Genomic DNA, 18,633 nt, shown 5'->3' on the forward strand with positions numbered 1-18,633 from the left:
AAAAAGAGGTGCGTATGTCTACCGAATCCAGCCTGCAGGCTCCCCGTCAGGGCATGAACCTGCGTCGTTTCGCCGATGACTGGGTGATGCTCCTGGCTGCCGTGGGAATCTTCATTTTGTGTGCCGTGTTCATCGACAACTTCATGTCGCCGCTCAACATGCGGGGTCTGGGCCTGGCGATTTCCACAGTGGGCATCGCTGCCTGCACCATGCTCTTCTGCCTGGCGTCCGGGCACTTCGACCTTTCGGTCGGCTCGGTGCTGGCCTGTTCCGGGGTGATCGCCAGTATCGTCATCCGCGACACCGACAGTGTGTTTCTGGGCGTCTCGGCAGCTCTGGCGCTCGGACTGGTGGTGGGCCTGATCAACGGCATCGTGATTGCCAAGCTGCGCATCAACGCCCTGATCACGACCCTGGCAACGATGCAGATCGTGCGCGGCCTGGCGTACATTTTCTCCAACGGCAAGGCTGTCGGCGTTTCCAACGAGGATTTCTTCATCTTTGGTAATGGCCAGGTGTACGGCGTGCCGGTACCGATTCTGATCACCATCGCCTGCTTCATATTCTTCGGCTGGCTGCTCAATTACACCACTTACGGGCGCAACACCATGGCCATCGGCGGCAATCAGGAAGCTGCGCTGCTGGCGGGTGTACACGTAGACCGTACCAAGATCATCATCTTCGCCGTCCACGGTCTGGTGGGGGCACTGGCAGGCGTGGTGCTGGCCTCGCGCATGACCTCGGGTCAGCCGATGATCGGACAGGGCTTCGAGCTGACGATCATTTCTGCCTGCGTACTGGGCGGGGTTTCGCTGAGCGGCGGCATCGGCATGATCCGGCATGTGATCGCCGGGGTGCTGATTCTGGCGATTATCGAAAATGCGATGAACCTCAAGAACATCGACACCTTCTACCAGTACGTGATTCGCGGCACGATCCTGTTGCTGGCGGTGATCATCGACCGGATGAAGCGTCGCTAAATTGCCCGGGCGCTGGTTCTGATGAATCAGCGTCCCTTTCATGCCGGATTCAGTCCCGTACTGCGTTTCATCAACCGCCCAAAGTGTAACTACCGCGGTAGTTGAAATAGCAAACCGCCCGTGCGTGCGGTCTGAATCCATTCTTTCCGCGTTTCAGCGAGAATGCGGCGCCAGCGCCGAGCTGCCCAGCCGGGTCAGTCCGTAAAGCGCTGCACCGACCGCCAGCATGATGCCTGCTCGCAGCCAGGTTTCCGGACCTTGCTGAGTGAGCAGCAACAGGCACGAAAGAATGCCCAGCAGCGGAATAACCCAGTGGACCTGAAAGTGCCCGGCTTCTACCTTGTCGCGCTTGAGTACCAGCACGGCGATGTTCACGCTGAGAAATACGAAGAGCAGTAACAGCACGACTGTTTCGGCGAGGATGGTCAGGGTGCTGGTGAAGGACAGGGCAATGGCCACCAGCGTGGTCGCCAGAATTGCCAGCCCCGGCGTGCGGCGCTTGGGCAGCACCGAACCCATCACTGCAGGTAACAGTCCTTCGCGGGCCATGCCGAAGGTCAGTCGGCTGGCCATGATCATGGTCAGCAGCGCGCCGTTGGCCACCGCAATCAGCGCAATGACCGCAAACCAGGGCGCAGGTATGCCGAGCCCCGAGGCACTCACTACGTCCATCAGTGGTGCTTGGGAATCCTTGAGTTGCTCGACCGGCAGGACCATCGCTGCGCCCACGCCAACCAGCATGTACACCGCGCCGGCAGCCAGCAGTGCACCGAACAGGGCGCGTGGATAGACCTTGCGCACATCCTTGATCTCTTCGGCAAGATTGGCCGAAGTTTCAAACCCCACGAACGAATAGAACGCCAGCAATGAGGCACCGAGAATCGCTGTGGCGGGGGATGCGCTGTTCAGTTCAAACACGCGTTGCGGCACGCCTTGCCCTTGACTGACGAACCACACTGCCGCAGCGATGACCATCAGCAAGCCGCTCAGCTCGATGACTGTCATGACCAGATTGGCTGAAAGCGATTCCTTGATACCGCGTGCGTTGAGCAGGCCGACGATGATCAGAAATGCTACACAGACCCACTGCGCAGGCCAGTCGAGCAGCGCCTGAAAGTAGTCGCCGGCAAACGCCACGGCCAGCCCGGCAGCGCTGGTAACGCCAGCCGCGACCATGGAGAAGCCGACCAGAAACGAGAGCAGCGGCTTGCCGAAGGCTTTTTCGGCGTACACCGCAGCACCGCCCGCACGCGGGTATTTGGTCACCAGTTCGGCGTAGGACGCTGCGGTCAGCAAGGCAAAGCACAGGGCAATCAGCAAGGGCGCCCAGATGGCTCCGCCGACGCGTCCGGCTATCGTGCCTGCCAATGCATAGACGCCAGCACCCAGCACGTCGCCGAGGATGAACAGGGTCAACATGGGAGCGGTGATCGCCCGGCGCAGTGATGAGGTGTCGGGAGTGGCCATGGTAGAAAATTCCTTTTCATTGACGCTACACAAGGCTAAAGGCCAAAGAGGGTAAGCGTTGGTCTGTTCATTGGCTCGTTCGAGCGTAGACCGTCAGCGACGCTGCTTTCTACAATACGCAAGCAAGCGTCATTCAGGATCTGGCAGCGACAGCAGTCGTTACAGGCATGAAAAAGTGATCCTGATAACGGAGGTAAATTCAAACCGATGGACATCAAGCCTGACCGGCGGCGGTTTCAGTTCCACAGCGCGCAATAAAGTGGAGCATTCGGTTTGCAGGCTGTCTCAACCTTGCACTTGAGCCGATCGACAGAGGATACGAAGGTGGGACATGACAGCCAGCAACAGTTCCGTTTGGTCTGGAAGACACTGCAAACGTTAAGGGCGGAGGTGCGTAACCTGCAGCTCAGTGAACTGGAGCGTGTTGAGCGTTTAAGGGGGCAGCAGACGGTAGACACCCGCGAAGCTATCCAGCAATCGTTCGTCGGGCTTGAACAGGCAATCGATGATATCGAGGCCACGCTGGCGACCATTGGCGAGGCGACCGGAGAGATCGGCAAGCTTTGATCGTCCCGCAGAGCGCCTGACTCCAGAGCCGTCTGATGGCGGCCCTGGAGTCGTTTGCGCAGAGGAAACTCAGATTTTCGGGCCAGTCCAGCGGGGTGCGTTTCTCAAATCTTCACGCTGCTGTTGATCCGGTGATTTATGCGTCTCGCCGTATTCCACATGCAACTCGCCATCCAGGCGGTTGCTCGATGAACCGTCCTCTTGTGGCGTCTCGTCGAAATGCTTCCATTCGGCACTCTGGAAACGAAACAGGCTGTCGTCTTCCGGTGCTTCGCGCTCCCTGTAGTGATGGATCGAATAGTGGGCATACTCGACCTTGTCACCCCAGTCAGCCTGCAACAGGCCGTCAGCCGCCAGGTCGCGATACCAGTCATTTTCCTTTTCGGAGGCTTTCTGCTTTTTATTGTGGTCCACGAAGTAGCCGATGACTCCGCCTACCACCGCAACCACCACCCCGACCAGAAAGAAAGGTCCGGCCAAGGCTGTGGCCGCTGCGCCTCCTGCACCCACCAGTGCGGCGGTGCCCAGCACGCCGGCTGAGGCGCCGAACGCGCCGCCCGCAATTTGCAGACCGCCTGCGGCCTGAGCCAGTTTGTCACCGGATTTGACACCGTCCCTGATGGTAAACGCTCCCAGCACGATGTCGGCGAAACCGCCGGCCAGATCTGTCGCCGGGCCGAGAACCTTGACCACCGAACCGGCAATCTTGCTGGCCATCCCCGGCTTCAACTTGGTCTCGCTGTCCAGTCGCTGAGAGATGCCTTGCATTGCGGTGCGTTCGCTTTCAGCGCTACCGGTCAGGTCACCGATAACGGCCATCCGCGTGTCATCAGGGATGTCCAGTGCATTGCGGATCTCGTCGAGCCGTGCCGCAGAAAGACCGCTGGGGCTGACTTCAACCTTCGGCGGTTTCATGTCCTGCTTGCCCCAGATTTCCGGCACGGTTTTGTCCAGCCCGAGTAAATCAACCAGGCCGCCTTTGCCCATCAGGTCACCCACCTTGTCGGCCAGGCGCACAAAATGGCTGGCGCCACCGGCAAAGCTGAGGAAGTCCTTGGCGATGGCCAGGCGCTGGAGCGGTGTCTCGCCGAGCTTGCCGCCATTCCCGACCATTTGATAAATGGCCGAGAACAAAGACACGCCAGCCGCGACGGAGCCCATGACACCCTTGCTGTTCAGCGTGTTGAAAATCTCGCCCAGCTTGCCGCGATCGGCGACCGGAATATAAGGCTTGGACAGGGCAGTCTTTATGTCGGCCTCACTGACTTTGCCATTTTTCTGATAAGCATCGCCCACTTCCTTCAGCGCCTTGGCGATATCAGCAGGTTTGGCGTTGCCCACGACGCCTTCCTCGATGAATTTCTCGAACGTCGGCTGCAGGAAGCGCGGCATGTCCACCAAAAAGCCCTTGAGTTCTGCCTTGAGCAGGCCGAACAGATCCTTGGTGGCGAGGGCGTTGTTTTCGTCACTGATTTTCGAAGGGTCGGCCACCAGGTCATTGAGGTCGCTGGTCAATCCGTCGGCCTGGATGGACTGCGCTGCCTTGCTGGCGGCTTCGGGATCGACCAGTGCCAGTGAGGACAACGTGTCGCTCAGGTCCTTTTGCGCTTCCTGGCCGAGCCCCTGTTTCTGCAAGTCCTTGAGGTAAAGTACGTAGTCGGGGCTCGCGGTGAGGTCCAGCAGTTTTTGCTTGATCTCGTCCTTGTTGGGCACCTTGTTCACGGCATCGGTCAGCTTGCTCTGGTAGTCCTGCTGCACCGTAGGGTCGGAGAACAGCGTAGTCAGTTGCTCCTGCAGCTTGCCACCGTCAATGATGTCGTGCATGTCCGCCGAGCTCAGCTGAGTCTGCTTGCTGTCGAACTCTCGCCATGTGCCGCCGAATGCACCTTGTGCCTCCTCGTAGCCGGTCAGGCCGCGGCCATTGTCGTAGGCGGCCTGCGCTTCGATGGCCCGGACCAGCTTGGCGCGCGGATCGTCCTTGGGGATATCACCGTTTTTTACGCCTTCGCGGTATTGGTCGAGGAGCTCCTTGGTCGCCAGCTCACCCACATTCAGTTCTTCGGATTTTTCGTCATCCTTGTCAGCCTTCACACCGGTTTTCTGACCCATGAGGTCAACTTCGGACGCACCGGGCAGGTTATGTCGACTGCGGGTTTCACTGATATTGCCGGTGCCCAGCTCATTCCATTTCTGCACCACGTCGTCATACAGCTGGGGGCTGGCGTCCTTGGAGACGATGAACTTGCCGTCGTCGTTCTCGAAGCGGATCAGCCCGGAACCCAGCTCGTCTGGCGAACCGATGGTGATGTCCTGGTTTTTCAGAAAATCGTTGGGGCCTGCCAACGTGTAGCCTTCTTCGCGGCTGCTGTTGATCTTGTCCCAAGCGTCCTTTAGCGTGGTGACCTTGTCGAACAGATCGGGTGTCAGTGCCTGGGTCACGACAATCACTTCGCCGCTCTGATTCTTGTAGCTGATCTGGCTGCCTTCCTGGCCGGGTATCCAGTTGAATTCGGTGATGTCGTTAAGGCCCGGTAAAGACGTGTTGCCGTCGGCGAGGAGTTGTCCTTCATTGACCGCCTTTTCCAGCGCTGCGCGTTTTTCGGGGTCTGAAACGACGCTTTGCAGTCCCGTCAAAAACTTGAACAGGCCGGGATTGTCATCACGGGCGACCACCACTTTTTCGCCGTTGTGTTCATAGCGAATGGTGCCAGGGCCGGCCTCGTTCAGCGGGCCGACGGTGGTGCCGAACACGGGCGGCCAGACTTCATTGTCGCCCGCGCGGCGATAACCTTCCGACTCGCTTTTGCTCAGCCCCGTCAGCGAGTTGTAGGCATCCTTGGCGGCAGCATACAGATCGGGGTTATCGCGCTCGGACACCACAACTTTGTTGCCATCGCGGTCAACATAGCGCATCACCCCCGGTCCGACCTCGTCGACCGGACCGACTTCTGCGAAATCGCCCAGTTTTGCGGGGATTTTTTCATCCGCGCCGGCCGCCCGATAGCCCTCCTGCTGGCTGCTGTTTATGCCGGAAAGGGATTTGAAGTCCGATGCAACCTGCTTGAACAGTTCCGGGTTGTCCTGTTGCGACACCATGATCTTGCTGCCGTCGGCGGCCTCATAGCGAATCAGGCCCGGCCCCATTTCATCCGGTGCCCCGATGCGCAGGTAGCCACCCAGGTTCGATGGCGCCTCGGCACCCGCCGCAGCCGGCTTGTAGCCCTGCGTCACGCTGGTCTTGAAGCCGGCGAGCCTGGGCTGATCCGCTACCACTTGCTGGTAGAGCGCCGGGCTGGTGGACCGGTAGACCAGTACGTGATCACCTTTCTCTGTCACATAGCGAATCGTATCGGCGGCGACAGTGCCCGGCTTTTCTATGGACGCATAATCGCCCAGCGCAGGCGCTTTCTCGGTCGCGCTTGCCGGACGATAGGTGCTGCTGCGGTTGCTCGATTGCAGCACCTGATTGAAGCGGATGTTCGCGTTACCGCTGGGGGCAGGGCTGGGGGCGGGTGTCGGGCTGACCGTTGACGTCGACATGGCGGGTAACTCCTGGTGTGGACAGTAGATGCGATTGGCCGTTGAACAAGATGTACTTCAGCCGCTCGCTAAAATCGCCATGTGTTGCGCAGCAGCCTTGCATGTGTTGCGCAGCAGCCTTGACAGTCAGGCAATACACATTGGCGACCCTGAAGTTTCAAACACATTGCACAGGGCATGGTTAAAACGAGTGCACACTTCTATAGTTTGAACGGGTTCTCGTTTTACGAATGTCCGGTCAGTGAACTTACTGAGCAGACACTAACACTTGGCGGGCGATAAGGAAGATCAATGCCTGCGTTTTCACAACGTTTCACACGCCTGCCGAGTATCAGCTCGTACGTCTGGAGGCCAAGCAGCACAGTATCTGTGGCGTGGCTGATACCTGAAAACTTAATCTCTCCAGAAATAAGACAGTAATAAATATCATTTTGATATCATTGTTGGTTAATTGTTTTAACGGGTTGTGAAAACGCAATTTCACAACTTTTCACAGCATCTGATAATTCGCCTTGCGTAGTATTGATCTGGCGGAACAGTGAACGCATTGCTTGCTGGGAGCATCAAGTAACAATCCCGGGTTCACTGTTCGGTGATGGCATATTGCTCTGCCTCTCGGCAGTTGAAACTTCCCCCTCGAAGCAAGGAGAAACAACATGAGTGAGACTGCACCAGTAAGCTCCGGCAATTCGGACGCGGCAATCGAAAAGATGTCCGCTACCTTTGACATGGCTATCGAGAAATCAGCCAAGATCACTGAAATCTCCACTGCCAAGAAGGCAGAGCTGGACGCTACCAAGCAACGTCCTCAGAACTGATGTCGTGGTGTGGGCGGCGGCGCTGCCGCCCGCACTCGCTTCCTGCACGATTTGCACCACGTCTTTCGATCGACAGCTTTACCCGGCTCTGACGTGCCGTTTCCGGTAGATCACACGGTGGTAACTCGATCATGACAGCCCTGATTTCATTGAGCGCAACGCCAGACGCTGCCGAACAGGATAATGGCGTGGCATTGCTCGAAATTCTCCACGGCTTGCACCAGGGCGTTGCTCTGGCGCTCGACAAGCCGCTCTATACAATCGGCAGTGCCGCCACGGCCGACCTTGTGCTGGGCGATGCCGGTATCGCTGCGCAGCATGCGCGCCTGCGGTTTTCCGAAGAACTCGTTGCCATTGAAGCGATAGGCGGCGACGTAACCGCAATGGATGCGCTTGGCAAAAGTCTGCTTATCCCCGAGGGGCATGGGCAGCGACTCGGGTTGCCCGTCGAACTGACGCTTGGACAAAGCCGTCTGCGCTTGCGCAGTACTCGACCTGCAAAAGCCTCGTCCGTTGAGCCGCGTAAACTGCACGCATTCAAGGTGCCGGTGTTGGGCGCGCTGTTGCTGCTGGTGACATGCGCCACTGCATTTGCGTTTCGTGCGCCGCCAGAGGCTGTGTCGCATAGCGGTGCCGTCGGTATGCCTGCAGCGCCTGCCAATGTATCTGCGCCGACGCTGGCCGAAGCCCGGACCTGGCTGGATCAAGCACTGCGCGACGCCAGGCTTGGTCAATTGCGCGTCCACGAGCAGGATGGTCAGCTGAGTGTGGCAGGCAGCTATCCCGCCGATCTTAAAAGCAACTGGTTAAAGGTTCAGCGCGATTTCGACAGCCGCTTTGGTCAGCGCATCGTCCTGACCCCCCATGTTCAGGTGAGCGCGGCGGTTGCGACACCACGTGTGCGCCTGCAAGCCGTCTGGTTCGGACGCAATCCATATGTCATCGACGAGCATGGCAAGCGCGTCTACCCCGGCGCGATACTGGCGGACGACTGGACGCTGGAAAGTATCGAAGGTGATCAGGTACGTCTGGTGCGTGGTCAGGAACGGTTTGCCTTCACATTATGAAAGTCGACCTGCGACCCATCACCCCGACTTCTCCGGAGTCCTTGCCAGCTGTCGAGCGTGTCGCGCCGACGCAGCCCAGACAAGGCACGCGATTCGAAGCGCTGCTGGATCAACGCGAGCGCAAGGTCCGTCGCTCACTGCGTGGCGAGCTTGAACAGACCGAGCAGGCCGCTGGTGTCGCCGCGCCATTGTTTGGCCCGGCGCGCTCGCTGCAAGTATTGCACTACGTGCTTGATGAAGTGCTGCCCGCGCTGGATGCAGAACCTGAAATCCGCGAGTTGGCTGAAGAGGTGATTCGAGAGGAAATCGAATTGCGTCTCTTGCTTGAACAGCAGCGCGCCGAGGTGCAGCCATGAGTGCAGCCCAGGACCGCGAATGTGTCGAGTTGTTGACCGGGCTCGGTAATCTGTACCGCCGCAGCGGTCAACCGCAGCGGGCACTGGTGATGTTGCTGATTGCCATCCAGCTGGCGCCGACCGACACCGCGCTATTGCACGGTCTGGCTCTGGCATTCACTGACAGTGGAGATGCTGACAGGGCCCTCGCTGCACTGGACCGTCTGGTCGAGCAGCAGGGCGAAAGTCCGTCCCTGCTTTTGTTGCGTAGCCGGGCACTATGGAAGGCCGGTCGCAGGGACGAAGCACGTCAGTGTTTCAGACGTTATCTGGATGCCCGGAGGGCCGCGCAATGACCCTCATGAACCGCCTCAACCGACTGGCCGAAATTGCCTCGAAACGCACCGATGTGATCATCGTAGCGTTCATGCTCATGGCCATCGCAATGATGATAATACCGCTGCCCACCTACCTGGTGGACGCGCTGATTGCTCTGAACATTGCGCTCAGCCTGTTGATTCTGATCGTCGCGTTTTACATCAATCATTCGGTGGAATTTTCGGCATTGCCACCGCTGATCCTGCTCAGCACCCTGTTTCGTCTTTCGCTGTCGATCACCACGACACGTCTGATCCTGCTGGATGGCAATGCCGGTCATATCGTCAAGGCGTTCGGCGACTTTGTGATCGCAGGTCAGGTCGTGGTCGGGCTGGTGGTGTTTCTGATCATTACCGTGGCGCAATTCGTGGTCATCACCAAAGGCGCCGAGCGGGTCGCCGAAGTCGCTGCACGGTTTACCCTCGATGCAATGCCGGGCAAGCAGATGAGCATCGACAACGATCTGCGCAACGGTGACATCGATCAGGCCGAAGCCAGGCGCCGTCGTTCGCGCCTGGAGCGGGAAAGCCAGATGTTCGGGGCCATGGACGGTGCCATGAAATTCGTCAAGGGCGATGCCATTGCCGGGCTCGTGATCCTGTTCGTCAATCTGCTGGGCGGCATGATGATCGGCATGGTTCAGCGGGGTATGCCATTCGCCGAGGCGGCGCATACTTATTCGCTGCTGACCGTCGGCGATGGTCTGATCGCGCAGATCCCGGCGTTGTTGATTTCGGTGGCTGCAGGCACCGTGGTCACGCGGGTCAACAGCGATGGCGAAGAGCGCGACCTGGGCACCGAAATCGTCAGGCAATTGGGGGCTAGCCATCGGGCGCTGGGGCTGACCGCATTGATTCTGCTTGGCGTCGGGCTGCTGCCCGGATTTCCCATGCCGGTATTCGTAGTGCTGGCGGCACTGCTTGGCGGCAGCGCATTTTTCCTCTGGCGTCGTCAGCATCGGGCCAGCCTTCCCACTGCACAGCTCGAGCAACCTGAGCAACTGTCGGCGACTGAACCCGAGCCGGTCGTCGTGCAGGAGGATGCCGAGCGTCCCCGCGACACCCAGGTACTGTTGAGTATCGGGGCAGGGTTGGCCGAGGCGGCACCCCTGCAGCCGCTGCGCCAGCGCATCGAAGCCATGTGTCACGACATTCGCACGGATCTGGGAGTCGAGGTGCCGGTGCCGGACGTCTATCTGGATCGCTCAATGGCGGCAGATCGCTTTCAGGTCGAGCTGGAGGACGTACCGGTCTGCGAAGGTGAATTCAGTGCCACGTCGCTGCTGCTACAGGATGATCCGCTGCATGCACAACTTATCTCCGTGGAGCCCTTCGAAGCCCCTTCGCCGATCAGTTCGCGTCCCGGTCGTTGGGTAGATCGCGAGCATGCCGATCAGTTGCAGGAGGCGGGCATCGGCTTTCTGTTCGCCGACGAAATCCTGCGCGCCACGCTGGAGCGCACCTTGCGTCGCTATGCTGCAGATTTCCTGGGTATTCAGGAAACCCGCGTGATGCTGGAGCAGCTTGAAGGCAAGTACGCAGAACTGGTCAAGGAGGCGTTACGCATCCTGCCGCTGCAACGTATTGCCGAAGTATTGCGGTTGCTGGTTGCCGAAGGTGTGTCAATACGCAACCGCCGTGGATTGCTGGAGGCGATGGTGGAGTGGGGCGGTCGCGAAGCCGATGCCGGGCGTCTGACTGAACATCTGCGCGCAGCGCTGGCGCGTCAGGTCAGCCACCAGTATGCCGATCGCAACCGGGTGATCAGCGCATTTGTGCTGGCCCCTGCCCTCGAAGAAAAATTGCGTACCGCGTTGGGCCGCCAGGACAGAAATCGTGACGCGCTGCCCGATGACATTGGACGGACCGTGCTTGGACAATTGCGGCGCCTGTGCGCTGTGCTGCCCGAAGATGAGTCGACGGTATTGCTGGTACACCCCGAGCTGCGTCGCGGCCTGCGCCGCATCATCCTGCGTGGCGAGCTGCAGTTGCCTGTGCTGTCGTATCGCGAGCTGGCCAGCGAATACAACCTTCAAGCGGTCGGCACTGTCAGCCTGACCGATATCACTGCGCGCCCGGCCCCCAAGGCTGACGCGGCCACCTCTCTGGCGACTGCCTCATGATCCGTTCCGCTTCTGTAATTCGTCTGTTGTTTCTGGCGCTCAGTGCCTTGCTCATCGCTGGCGGTGCGAACGCCGAAACCATCGCCAAAGGCGCCAAGGGCACCGTTGATCTGGCGATTGGCGAAGGCCGGGTTCTGCATTTCTCGGCACCGGTGGACTCGGTCATGGTCGCAGAGCCAGGCATTGCCGACCTGCAGGTGGTATCGCCCGGTGTGATTTACGTGTTCGGCAAAACAGCCGGGCAGACCAGCCTGATCGCGCTGGACAGCGAGGGTCGGGAAACCGCGACCCTGAGCCTCGCCGTGAGCAGCGGCACGGCAGCGGTGAGCCGCCCGCTTAAGGCGCTGCACCCGCAGAGTCAGGCGCGCATCAATGCCAGCGGCAGCCGTGTGATCGCCAGCGGCGCCGTCCAGGATGTCGGTGAAGCGACCGACCTGAATGCCTTGCTGAGCACCGAGGGCCAGAACTTTCAGTCGACGGTCAACAGCGCCACTTACGCAGGCTCGGCACAGGTCAACATCCGTGTACGTTTCGCTGAAGTTTCACGCTCCGAACTGCTGCGCTATGGGGTGAACTGGAATGCGCTGTTCAATAACGGCACCTTTTCGTTTGGCCTGCTGACCGGTGGCAGCCTGGCTGCCGATGCCGCAAGCGGCGCGTCAAACGTCATCAGCGCCGGGCTCACCTCGGGTAACGTCAACATCGATGCGATGCTTGAGGCGTTGCAAAACAATGGCGTGCTTGAGGTGCTGGCAGAGCCGAACATCACGGCGATGACCGGGCAGACGGCGAGCTTTCTGGCGGGGGGTGAAGTGGCTGTACCGGTGCCCGTCAACCGTGAGGTGGTCGGTATCGAATACAAGCCTTACGGCGTCTCGCTATTGTTCAGCCCGACGCTGCTGCCCAACGGCCGTATTGCCCTGCAAGTACGTCCTGAAGTCAGCAGCCTGATGAGCACCACCACGCTGGACGTCAATGGCTACCAGGTGCCTTCGTTCCGTGTGCGACGTGCCGACACCCGCGTGGAAGTCGGCAGCGGCCAGACATTCGCCATTGCCGGGCTGTTCCAGCGCGAGAGCAGTCAGGACATGGATAAGGTACCGATGCTTGGCGACATGCCGATTCTTGGCAGTCTGTTTCGCTCCAAACGCTTTCAGCGCAACGAGACCGAACTGGTGATTCTGATCACCCCTTATCTGGTCGAACCGGTCAAGGAGCGTGTGGCCGCCACCCCGTTGGACAAGCAGCGCGCAGCCAGCACCGCAGCGGCCGGACCGCGCAGTGGCGGCGCGTTCGGCTTTTACATGAACTGACAGGAACCGGCCATGAACCTCATTTCAAGCATGCCACGCCTGCCGATTCTGATGACGCTATGCCTGCTGGCAGGCTGCAAGACTCACCTTGACCCGGTCAGCTATTCGCCGGGTTACACGGCGGTGACCCGCGCCGATGGTCGCGTGGAACTGGTGCCGGATGCCTGCATGCAGCCCGCTGCGCAGGACGACATTGGCGTAGGGGAAGATTTTCAGCCGCTGCTGCCGCCGGGCTGCGCCAGCAATCTGATTCTGTTGCAGATGGTCGAGCAGCGCTCGGACGTGGTGCAGGGCCGTAGCACCGGCCCGGTGATGGCAGCCCCGGTGGGGCGGGCCGCGCAGGTGTACATCGATGGCTATGACCGCGAAGAACTGCGCCGCCGTCAGGCGGAGCAGCAGGCCAACACCGACACTCGGGAGGCGCGATGATTTCAGCGAGCGTCGACCAGACCCAATTCGCGTGCCTGTTCGGCACGGTCGGGTATTGCCTTGATACGTCGAGCCTCGGCGATCAGTTTGCTGCGTTCGGCCTTGGGAATGTCGTCGAAGGTCATGCTTTTGAGGTCTTTCTCTTTACCGGCGAGCACCATCACCAGCAATTGATTGCGCTGGTGGCGGGGTTGCGCCAGCGGCGACTGGCTAACGCGGTCAATGGTTTCCAGGGCCTTTTTATTGTCGTCACCCAGCACATAGGCAAGGGCCAGGTTGCAGCGGGTGTCCAGATCGTTCGGTGCCAGACGAAGGCTGGTATTGAAGGCGTTCTGGGACTTGTCGGCCTCACCGCTGAGAATGTAGGCGATGCCCAGTCGGTTCCACGCCTGCGGCTGCTGCAGGGCAGTCGCGGCCTGATTGAGTACGGTGACGGCGCGTTGCAGCTTGCCCTGACGCAACTGCGCGGTGCCCAGGCCCAACAAGGCGTCAGGGTCATCGGCCTTGAGCTCCAGCGCACGTTGATAGGCGCGCTCCGCGCCGCGCGTGTCGTTGCTGGCAAGCAGTGCGGCACCGAGTTTACGCCACGATTCGACGCCGGCTTCAGGCTGTTGCGTGGCGCGCTGGTAGAACGACGCAGCCGTCGTCGAGTCGCCGCGTTTTTCCAGGTCGGCTGCCAGTTGCATGAAGCGCTCGTAACTGGCATCGGTCTTGGGCTGGGTCGTGCACGCCGTCAGGGTCAGGCAGCCGAGCAACAACAACGTGGAGATGGAACGAGGTGGCATGGACAGGGCTCTTGTGAAAGGGGACGGGGCGAGGCAATTCAGCCGTCGACGGCCTTCGCGGGCGAGCGCCAGTTTATAGCCCCGGCGCTGAATTGCGACCGTTTTTTGAGCATGGTTTTTCGCGTCGCTGCGGGCCAGCGTTCGAGGCAGCGCCGCAACCGGCAGGGAGGGCGCCATGCCGTTGTTCAAGGCTGAGTGGCGCATCGCGCTACGGCTGTTGGTGATTCTGCTGTGCTCACTGCCCGGTGCGTTGAACGCGGCGTCGGAGCGCGAACCCGAGTGGTTCGCCGAGCCTTATGCCTATGTGTTGGTCGACCAAGATATTCGCGGTGCACTCACCGAGTTCGCGCAGAACCTCGACCTGATCGTGGTGTTCTCCGACAAGGTGCGCGGCAACGCCCGCGGTACGGTACGCGGCGAAACGGCTGGAGAGTTTCTTGGCCGCCTGTGCGATGCCAATCAGTTGAGCTGGTACTTCGACGGTAACGTTCTGCACATCGCGGGTGCTGATGAGGTCGGTACGCGGGTTTTCGACCTGCAGGGCACCCGGCTGCAAGAGTTGCAGGACTATCTGGCCCGCTTGCAGGTCTCCGGCCAGCCGATGTCCAGTCGCGTCAGCCCGGATAACGACAGTCTGTTCGTGTCCGGACCGCCAGCTTATCTGGCGCAGATTCAGCAGCATGTGGATCGTCAACCTGTCGCCGAGGCCGCACCCGTGGTGCGCGAACGCGGTGTGCGGGTGTTTCGAGGCGGTGTCGTCACTCAAGTCGCCACCGACCGTCAGTAACCCCAAAAGGAGCACTACCCATGTCCGTCAACTCCGTAGATAGCAATGTCGACGTCAATGTTTCCAGTCAGGAATCGCGTTTCAACGCCGCCGTCGAGAACGCCGAACAGGCCTCCAGCGACAGTGAGTTCAACGACGCGCTGATCACTCAGGCCGTCACCATCGGTGGGCAGTTCATCATCATGCCGCGAGCTCAGGAAATGCTGAACGAAGCCCAGTCCGATGACGACTCCGAATAGGGTACGACCATGTCTGTGAATCTAGCTGCGTCACCGGCGGCGGCTGCCTTGCCGTCGCNGCCGCAGGCTTCGCAGAACCTCTTCGAACACATGGCCGAGACGTCCAAAGGGATGCCGCAGGGCGCCAGCCCGCATCAGATCGGCACCAACCTGATGGAGCGGCTGGACGGCTTTATCGACCGCTCTCGGCAGTTCTCCCAGCGTGCCGACGCCTTGACCCAGGGCAGCGCGCCGCAGGCGGCCAGTCAGCCGCCAACAACTGCCGCGAGCGCTGCTCAGACGACCGGCAAAGTCGGTGGGCCGCAGGTCGATCAGATCGTGCAGTCGTTGGGGCGGATGTTCGACTACTCCATCGAAACCCAGATGGTGGTGCGCGGGGCGACCCAGATATCCGGCTCCGCCAACACCCTTCTCAAAGGTCAATGAATCATGTCCAAACGCTGCCGTGTCCTGCGCCTGCTGATCGTGGCCGCGCTTGCCAGCCTGTTGCAGGCCTGCGACATCGATCTCTACACCAACCTTGGCGAGCGAGAAGCCAATGCCATGCTGGCTGTGTTGCTGCGCGACGGCATACCGGCGTCGCGCAAGGTGCAGGACAACGGCCAGCTCAAGGTCATGGTCGACGAAAAGCGCTTCGCCGAGGCCATGGCAGCACTGGACGATGCAGGCTTGCCGGGGCAGAGCTTCTCCAACATGGGCGAGGTGTTCAAGGGCAATGGCCTGGTGTCCTCGCCAGTACAGGAGCGCGCCCAGATGGTCTATGCGCTCAGTGAAGAGTTGTCACACACGGTTTCGCAGATCGACGGCATTCTGTCCGCGCGGGTGCATGTGGTGCTGCCGGACAATGACCTGCTCAAGCGGGTGATTTCACCGTCCTCGGCCTCGGTGCTGGTGCGCTACGACCCGCGCACCGACATCAACGTGCTGATACCGCAGATCAAGACCCTGGTCGCCAATGGTATTTCCGGGCTGGGCTACGACGGTGTGTCGGTGACGGCCATCAAGGCAGCGCTCCCCGACAAGGCCGGCGCGCAGCCGCAACTGGCGAGCTTTTTCGGGCTGTGGATGCTGGAGGATGATGTTCCGGCGGCGCGCTGGCTGTTCGGCAGCCTGTTGCTGATTGCGCTGGTGCTTGCCGGATTGCTGAGTCGTCAGTTCTGGCAACGTCGCCGGGTCGAGGGCACCTATGTCTTGAGCGATGCACCATGAATGCTGCGCTGACCGAGCAGTGGCAGGCACTCGTCGAGCGGCCTTTGACGTTTGTCCGCGAACGCTGGCTGGCCGAATGCCTGCAACGCGATGTCGATCCTGCCACGCTGGCTTCACTGCGCGATTCGTCGCGCTTTGCTACACGCTTCGAGCAGCTGTTGAATGCGCATTTCAAGCTGCAACCACTGCCGCAACTGGAACAGCCAGCGCAGAGTGACCTGGCTGTTCTGTTGTTGACCGACGAAGATTTTGCACGTTTGCCGCGCTTGTGTGGCGCGGTCTGGCATGCCGCCACGCTGAGTCGGGAAATTCGTGGTGACGTGGTCAGCGAGTACCGTCAATTGCTGGGTGACGATGCTTTTTCACTGGCACTCGCTCAGCGCCAACTGGCCGGGGCCGCCAACCTGCTGCGCACACCGGTCGAACTCGTCCAGGCCATCGATCGCGATGGTGCGCGCTGCGTGGCCGCCTGGCTCGAGGCCCAACCCATCGAACTGCAAGCCTGGCTGCGCCTGCGTCTGGACATTGCGCAAAATCAGCCTCAGCCAGGCGATGAACGACAGGTGGCCGTGGTGCGAACCGTTGCCCGCCTGCTGACCGGGAGCGACGACCATGAGTGATCTGCCGACCCGACCCGCTTCACGGATCGTGCGCGCTGCCGAAGCGGCCCGCTGGATCGACGGCTACGCGTTCGTCGAGGCCGCTCATCAGGAGGCGCGGTCGGTTCGCGAAAACAGTGCGCAATGGCTGGAGCAGGCCCGCGCTGAAGGTTTCGAGCGCGCCCGTCAGGACGGCGCCGAGCAGGTCGCGGCGTTGCTGGCAAAGACCAGCGCCGAGGTCGAGCGTTACCTGGCGGGGCTGGAAAGCTCGCTGGCTGAACTGGCGCTGGGGATTGCCCGCCAGGTGCTGGGCGAACTGGATGACCACGAACGCCTGCTGCGCTGCACCGCAGAGGCACTGTCGGCGTTTCGTCAGGATCAGGCGCTGACGCTGTATGTGCCGCGTGCCGACGTCGAAGCGTTGCGTCGACGGCTGGCCCACGAGGCGCCGCCGGCACTGAAGTCGCTGAGTGTCGTCGGTGACGATCAGCTGGCAGCCGGTCAAGCGCGGCTGGGTAGCCCGGCGGGCTCCGTTGAACTCGGGCTGGACGCGCAACTGGACAACCTGCGGCGTGCGCTGTTGCCGTTGGCAGAAGGGGATGCTTCTTGAATGAGGCCCTGATCAGGCTGCTGCCCGGTCTTCAGCGGCGCTTGCAGCTCGCCCAGCCCAGACCGATGCGCGGCACCTTGCGCAGCATTCGCGGCGTGTTGTTGCGCGCCAGTGTGGCCGGGGTACGGATTGGCGAGCTGTGCATGTTGCGCGACCCTGGAAACGGACGAGAGCTGTCGGCCGAAGTGATCGGGTTCGATGAGGATGACGCGATTCTGTCGCCGATCGGCTCCATGGAAGGGTTGTCGACCCGTACCCAGATCATCGCTACCGGCCAGGCGCTGGGCGTGCAGGTCGGCGACGCCTTGCTGGGCCGGGTCATCAGCCCGATGGGCGAGTTTCTCGACGGTCCTGCACCGGTGGTTGCCAGCGGTTTGCAGCGTTACCCCTTGCATGCCGAGCCACCCGCGCCGTTCAGTCGTCAGCGCATCGTCAAGCCACTTTCGCTTGGGGTACGTGCCATCGACAGCCTGTTGACCCTGGCGCAGGGACAACGCATGGGTATTTTTGGCGAGCCAGGGGTGGGCAAGTCCTCACTGCTGGCCAGTATCGTGCGTAACAGCAATGTCGATGTGATTGTCATCGGCCTGATCGGCGAGCGCGGACGTGAAGTGCGTGAACTGTTGGAGGGGCAGCTGGATGCCACGGCGCGGGCGCGCACGGTTGCCGTGGTTGCCACCTCGGATCGGCCTGCCGCCGAGCGGGTCAGGGCGGCCTACGTGGCGACCACCCAGGCTGAATATCATCGTGACCAGGGCCGCAGCGTGCTGCTGCTGATGGACAGCCTGACCCGATTTGCCCGTGCTCAGCGTGAGCTCGGTCTGGCGGTGGGTGAGCCGCCGACCCGGCGCGGTTATCCGCCGTCATTTTTCTCGGCGTTGCCGCGTCTGCTGGAGCGCGCCGGCCCTGGACCATCAGGCAGCATTACGGCGCTGTATACCGTGCTGACCGAAGGTGATGCGAGCATGGACCCGGTGGCTGAGGAAACCCGTTCCATTCTCGACGGCCACATCGTGCTGAGCGCCGATCTGGCACAGCGTGATCATTTTCCGGCAATCGACGTACTGCGCAGTCGAAGCCGCCTGATGGACCACATCGCGACAACAGAACACCGGCAACTGGCATCGCGGATGCGCGAGCTCATCGCCCGGCGCGAGGAGATCGAGCTGTTGATTCAGGTGGGTGAATACGCGGCCGGCAGCGACCCGCTGGCCGATGAGGCGATTGCCCGGCACGCAGACATTGAGGCCTTTCTGCGTCAGCCCGCCACCGAGCATGACAGTCTGGAACTGACCTTGATGCAGATGCGCAAGGTGCTGGCATGAATTGGAACGTTGGTTGCTCACCCCTTGCACATCTCGCTGTGATGACTGATCGCATGCATGTTC

General features: G+C 60.8%; 19 protein-coding genes. 16 read left to right on the forward strand and 3 right to left on the reverse strand.

Translation table 11 applies throughout. From position 1 onward, the window contains the following. The first annotated feature begins 14 nt into the window (after positions 1–14). Positions 15–980 carry an L-arabinose ABC transporter permease AraH gene (gene araH, locus AO388_RS05205; RefSeq protein ID WP_003369163.1) on the forward strand — a complete coding sequence of 322 codons (966 nt, stop codon included), beginning with the start codon at positions 15–17 and terminating at the stop codon, positions 978–980. A gap of 153 nt (positions 981–1,133) precedes the next feature. On the opposite strand, the gene AO388_RS05210 is transcribed toward araH, so the two are convergent. Beyond that, positions 1,134–2,447: an APC family permease gene (locus AO388_RS05210; RefSeq protein WP_058416146.1), complete on the reverse strand. Its 1,314-nt coding sequence runs from the start codon at positions 2,445–2,447 to the stop codon at positions 1,134–1,136. Between the two features lie 324 nt (positions 2,448–2,771). Between AO388_RS05210 and AO388_RS05215 the strand changes: the two genes are divergently transcribed. Further along, complete coding sequence (locus tag AO388_RS05215) at positions 2,772–3,014, forward strand: hypothetical protein (RefSeq protein WP_042930737.1); 243 nt, start codon at positions 2,772–2,774, stop codon at positions 3,012–3,014. 69 nt (positions 3,015–3,083) lie between these two features. Here the strand turns inward: AO388_RS05215 and AO388_RS05220 are convergent, their stop codons facing one another. Continuing rightward, positions 3,084–6,554 carry a hypothetical protein gene (locus AO388_RS05220; RefSeq protein WP_058416147.1) on the reverse strand — a complete coding sequence of 1,157 codons (3,471 nt, stop codon included), beginning with the start codon at positions 6,552–6,554 and terminating at the stop codon, positions 3,084–3,086. A 656-nt stretch (positions 6,555–7,210) separates the two neighbouring features. Between AO388_RS05220 and AO388_RS29305 the strand changes: the two genes are divergently transcribed. The 7 genes from AO388_RS29305 (at position 7,211) to AO388_RS05250 (ending at position 13,016) form a co-directional block, all read left to right on the forward strand. Further along, positions 7,211–7,372: a hypothetical protein gene (locus tag AO388_RS29305; protein WP_003369172.1), complete on the forward strand. Its 162-nt coding sequence runs from the start codon at positions 7,211–7,213 to the stop codon at positions 7,370–7,372. A 131-nt stretch (positions 7,373–7,503) separates the two neighbouring features. Continuing rightward, positions 7,504–8,439, forward strand: a complete 936-nt coding sequence (locus AO388_RS05225) for a SctD/MshK family protein (protein ID WP_058416148.1) — start codon at positions 7,504–7,506, stop codon at positions 8,437–8,439. Further along, positions 8,436–8,795, forward strand: coding sequence for a hypothetical protein (locus AO388_RS05230; protein WP_003434228.1), 360 nt, complete (start codon positions 8,436–8,438; stop codon positions 8,793–8,795). Before AO388_RS05225 ends, AO388_RS05230 begins: the two co-directional genes overlap by 4 nt. Beyond that, complete coding sequence (locus AO388_RS05235; protein ID WP_003369180.1) at positions 8,792–9,130, forward strand: tetratricopeptide repeat protein; 339 nt, start codon at positions 8,792–8,794, stop codon at positions 9,128–9,130. Before AO388_RS05230 ends, AO388_RS05235 begins: the two co-directional genes overlap by 4 nt. Further along, on the forward strand, positions 9,127–11,274 hold the full coding sequence (sctV, locus tag AO388_RS05240; RefSeq protein WP_058416149.1) for a type III secretion system export apparatus subunit SctV: 2,148 nt from the start codon (positions 9,127–9,129) through the stop codon (positions 11,272–11,274). Before AO388_RS05235 ends, sctV begins: the two co-directional genes overlap by 4 nt. Beyond that, on the forward strand, positions 11,271–12,587 hold the full coding sequence (locus AO388_RS05245; protein WP_003369185.1) for a type II and III secretion system protein family protein: 1,317 nt from the start codon (positions 11,271–11,273) through the stop codon (positions 12,585–12,587). Before sctV ends, AO388_RS05245 begins: the two co-directional genes overlap by 4 nt. A 12-nt stretch (positions 12,588–12,599) precedes the next feature. After that, positions 12,600–13,016 (forward strand): hypothetical protein, encoded by a 417-nt coding sequence (locus AO388_RS05250; protein WP_003369187.1) that lies wholly within the window; start codon positions 12,600–12,602, stop codon positions 13,014–13,016. Between the two features lie 2 nt (positions 13,017–13,018). On the opposite strand, the gene AO388_RS05255 is transcribed toward AO388_RS05250, so the two are convergent. Then, positions 13,019–13,801, reverse strand: a complete 783-nt coding sequence (locus AO388_RS05255) for a tetratricopeptide repeat protein (protein ID WP_042930740.1) — start codon at positions 13,799–13,801, stop codon at positions 13,019–13,021. A gap of 175 nt (positions 13,802–13,976) precedes the next feature. Here AO388_RS05255 and AO388_RS05260 point away from each other — a divergent pair, with 175 nt between their 5' ends. The 7 genes from AO388_RS05260 to AO388_RS05290 all read left to right on the forward strand — a co-directional run bounded on the left by AO388_RS05260 (position 13,977) and on the right by AO388_RS05290 (position 18,570). Next, complete coding sequence (locus AO388_RS05260; RefSeq protein ID WP_003369189.1) at positions 13,977–14,588, forward strand: hypothetical protein; 612 nt, start codon at positions 13,977–13,979, stop codon at positions 14,586–14,588. A 20-nt stretch (positions 14,589–14,608) separates the two neighbouring features. Continuing rightward, entirely contained in the window at positions 14,609–14,827 is a 219-nt protein-coding gene (locus AO388_RS05265; RefSeq protein ID WP_003369190.1) for a hypothetical protein, read from the forward strand. A 9-nt stretch (positions 14,828–14,836) separates the two neighbouring features. Then, positions 14,837–15,253 carry a hypothetical protein gene (locus AO388_RS05270; protein WP_058416150.1) on the forward strand — a complete coding sequence of 139 codons (417 nt, stop codon included), beginning with the start codon at positions 14,837–14,839 and terminating at the stop codon, positions 15,251–15,253. A gap of 3 nt (positions 15,254–15,256) precedes the next feature. After that, positions 15,257–16,036, forward strand: coding sequence for a type III secretion system inner membrane ring lipoprotein SctJ (gene sctJ, locus AO388_RS05275; protein ID WP_058416151.1), 780 nt, complete (start codon positions 15,257–15,259; stop codon positions 16,034–16,036). Beyond that, the gene (locus tag AO388_RS05280) at positions 16,033–16,656 is read left to right on the forward strand and encodes a hypothetical protein (protein ID WP_003369197.1); all 624 of its coding nucleotides are present in this window, start codon (positions 16,033–16,035) and stop codon (positions 16,654–16,656) included. The genes sctJ and AO388_RS05280 overlap by 4 nt, the downstream gene beginning before the upstream one ends. Next, positions 16,649–17,245 (forward strand): FliH/SctL family protein, encoded by a 597-nt coding sequence (locus AO388_RS05285; protein WP_003369199.1) that lies wholly within the window; start codon positions 16,649–16,651, stop codon positions 17,243–17,245. Before AO388_RS05280 ends, AO388_RS05285 begins: the two co-directional genes overlap by 8 nt. Continuing rightward, positions 17,242–18,570 carry a FliI/YscN family ATPase gene (locus AO388_RS05290; protein ID WP_003369201.1) on the forward strand — a complete coding sequence of 443 codons (1,329 nt, stop codon included), beginning with the start codon at positions 17,242–17,244 and terminating at the stop codon, positions 18,568–18,570. Before AO388_RS05285 ends, AO388_RS05290 begins: the two co-directional genes overlap by 4 nt. The last annotated feature ends 63 nt before the right edge of the window (positions 18,571–18,633 follow it).

The organism is Pseudomonas sp. ICMP 10191, assembly GCF_001467335.1.
Lineage (GTDB): Bacteria > Pseudomonadota > Gammaproteobacteria > Pseudomonadales > Pseudomonadaceae > Aquipseudomonas > Aquipseudomonas cerasi.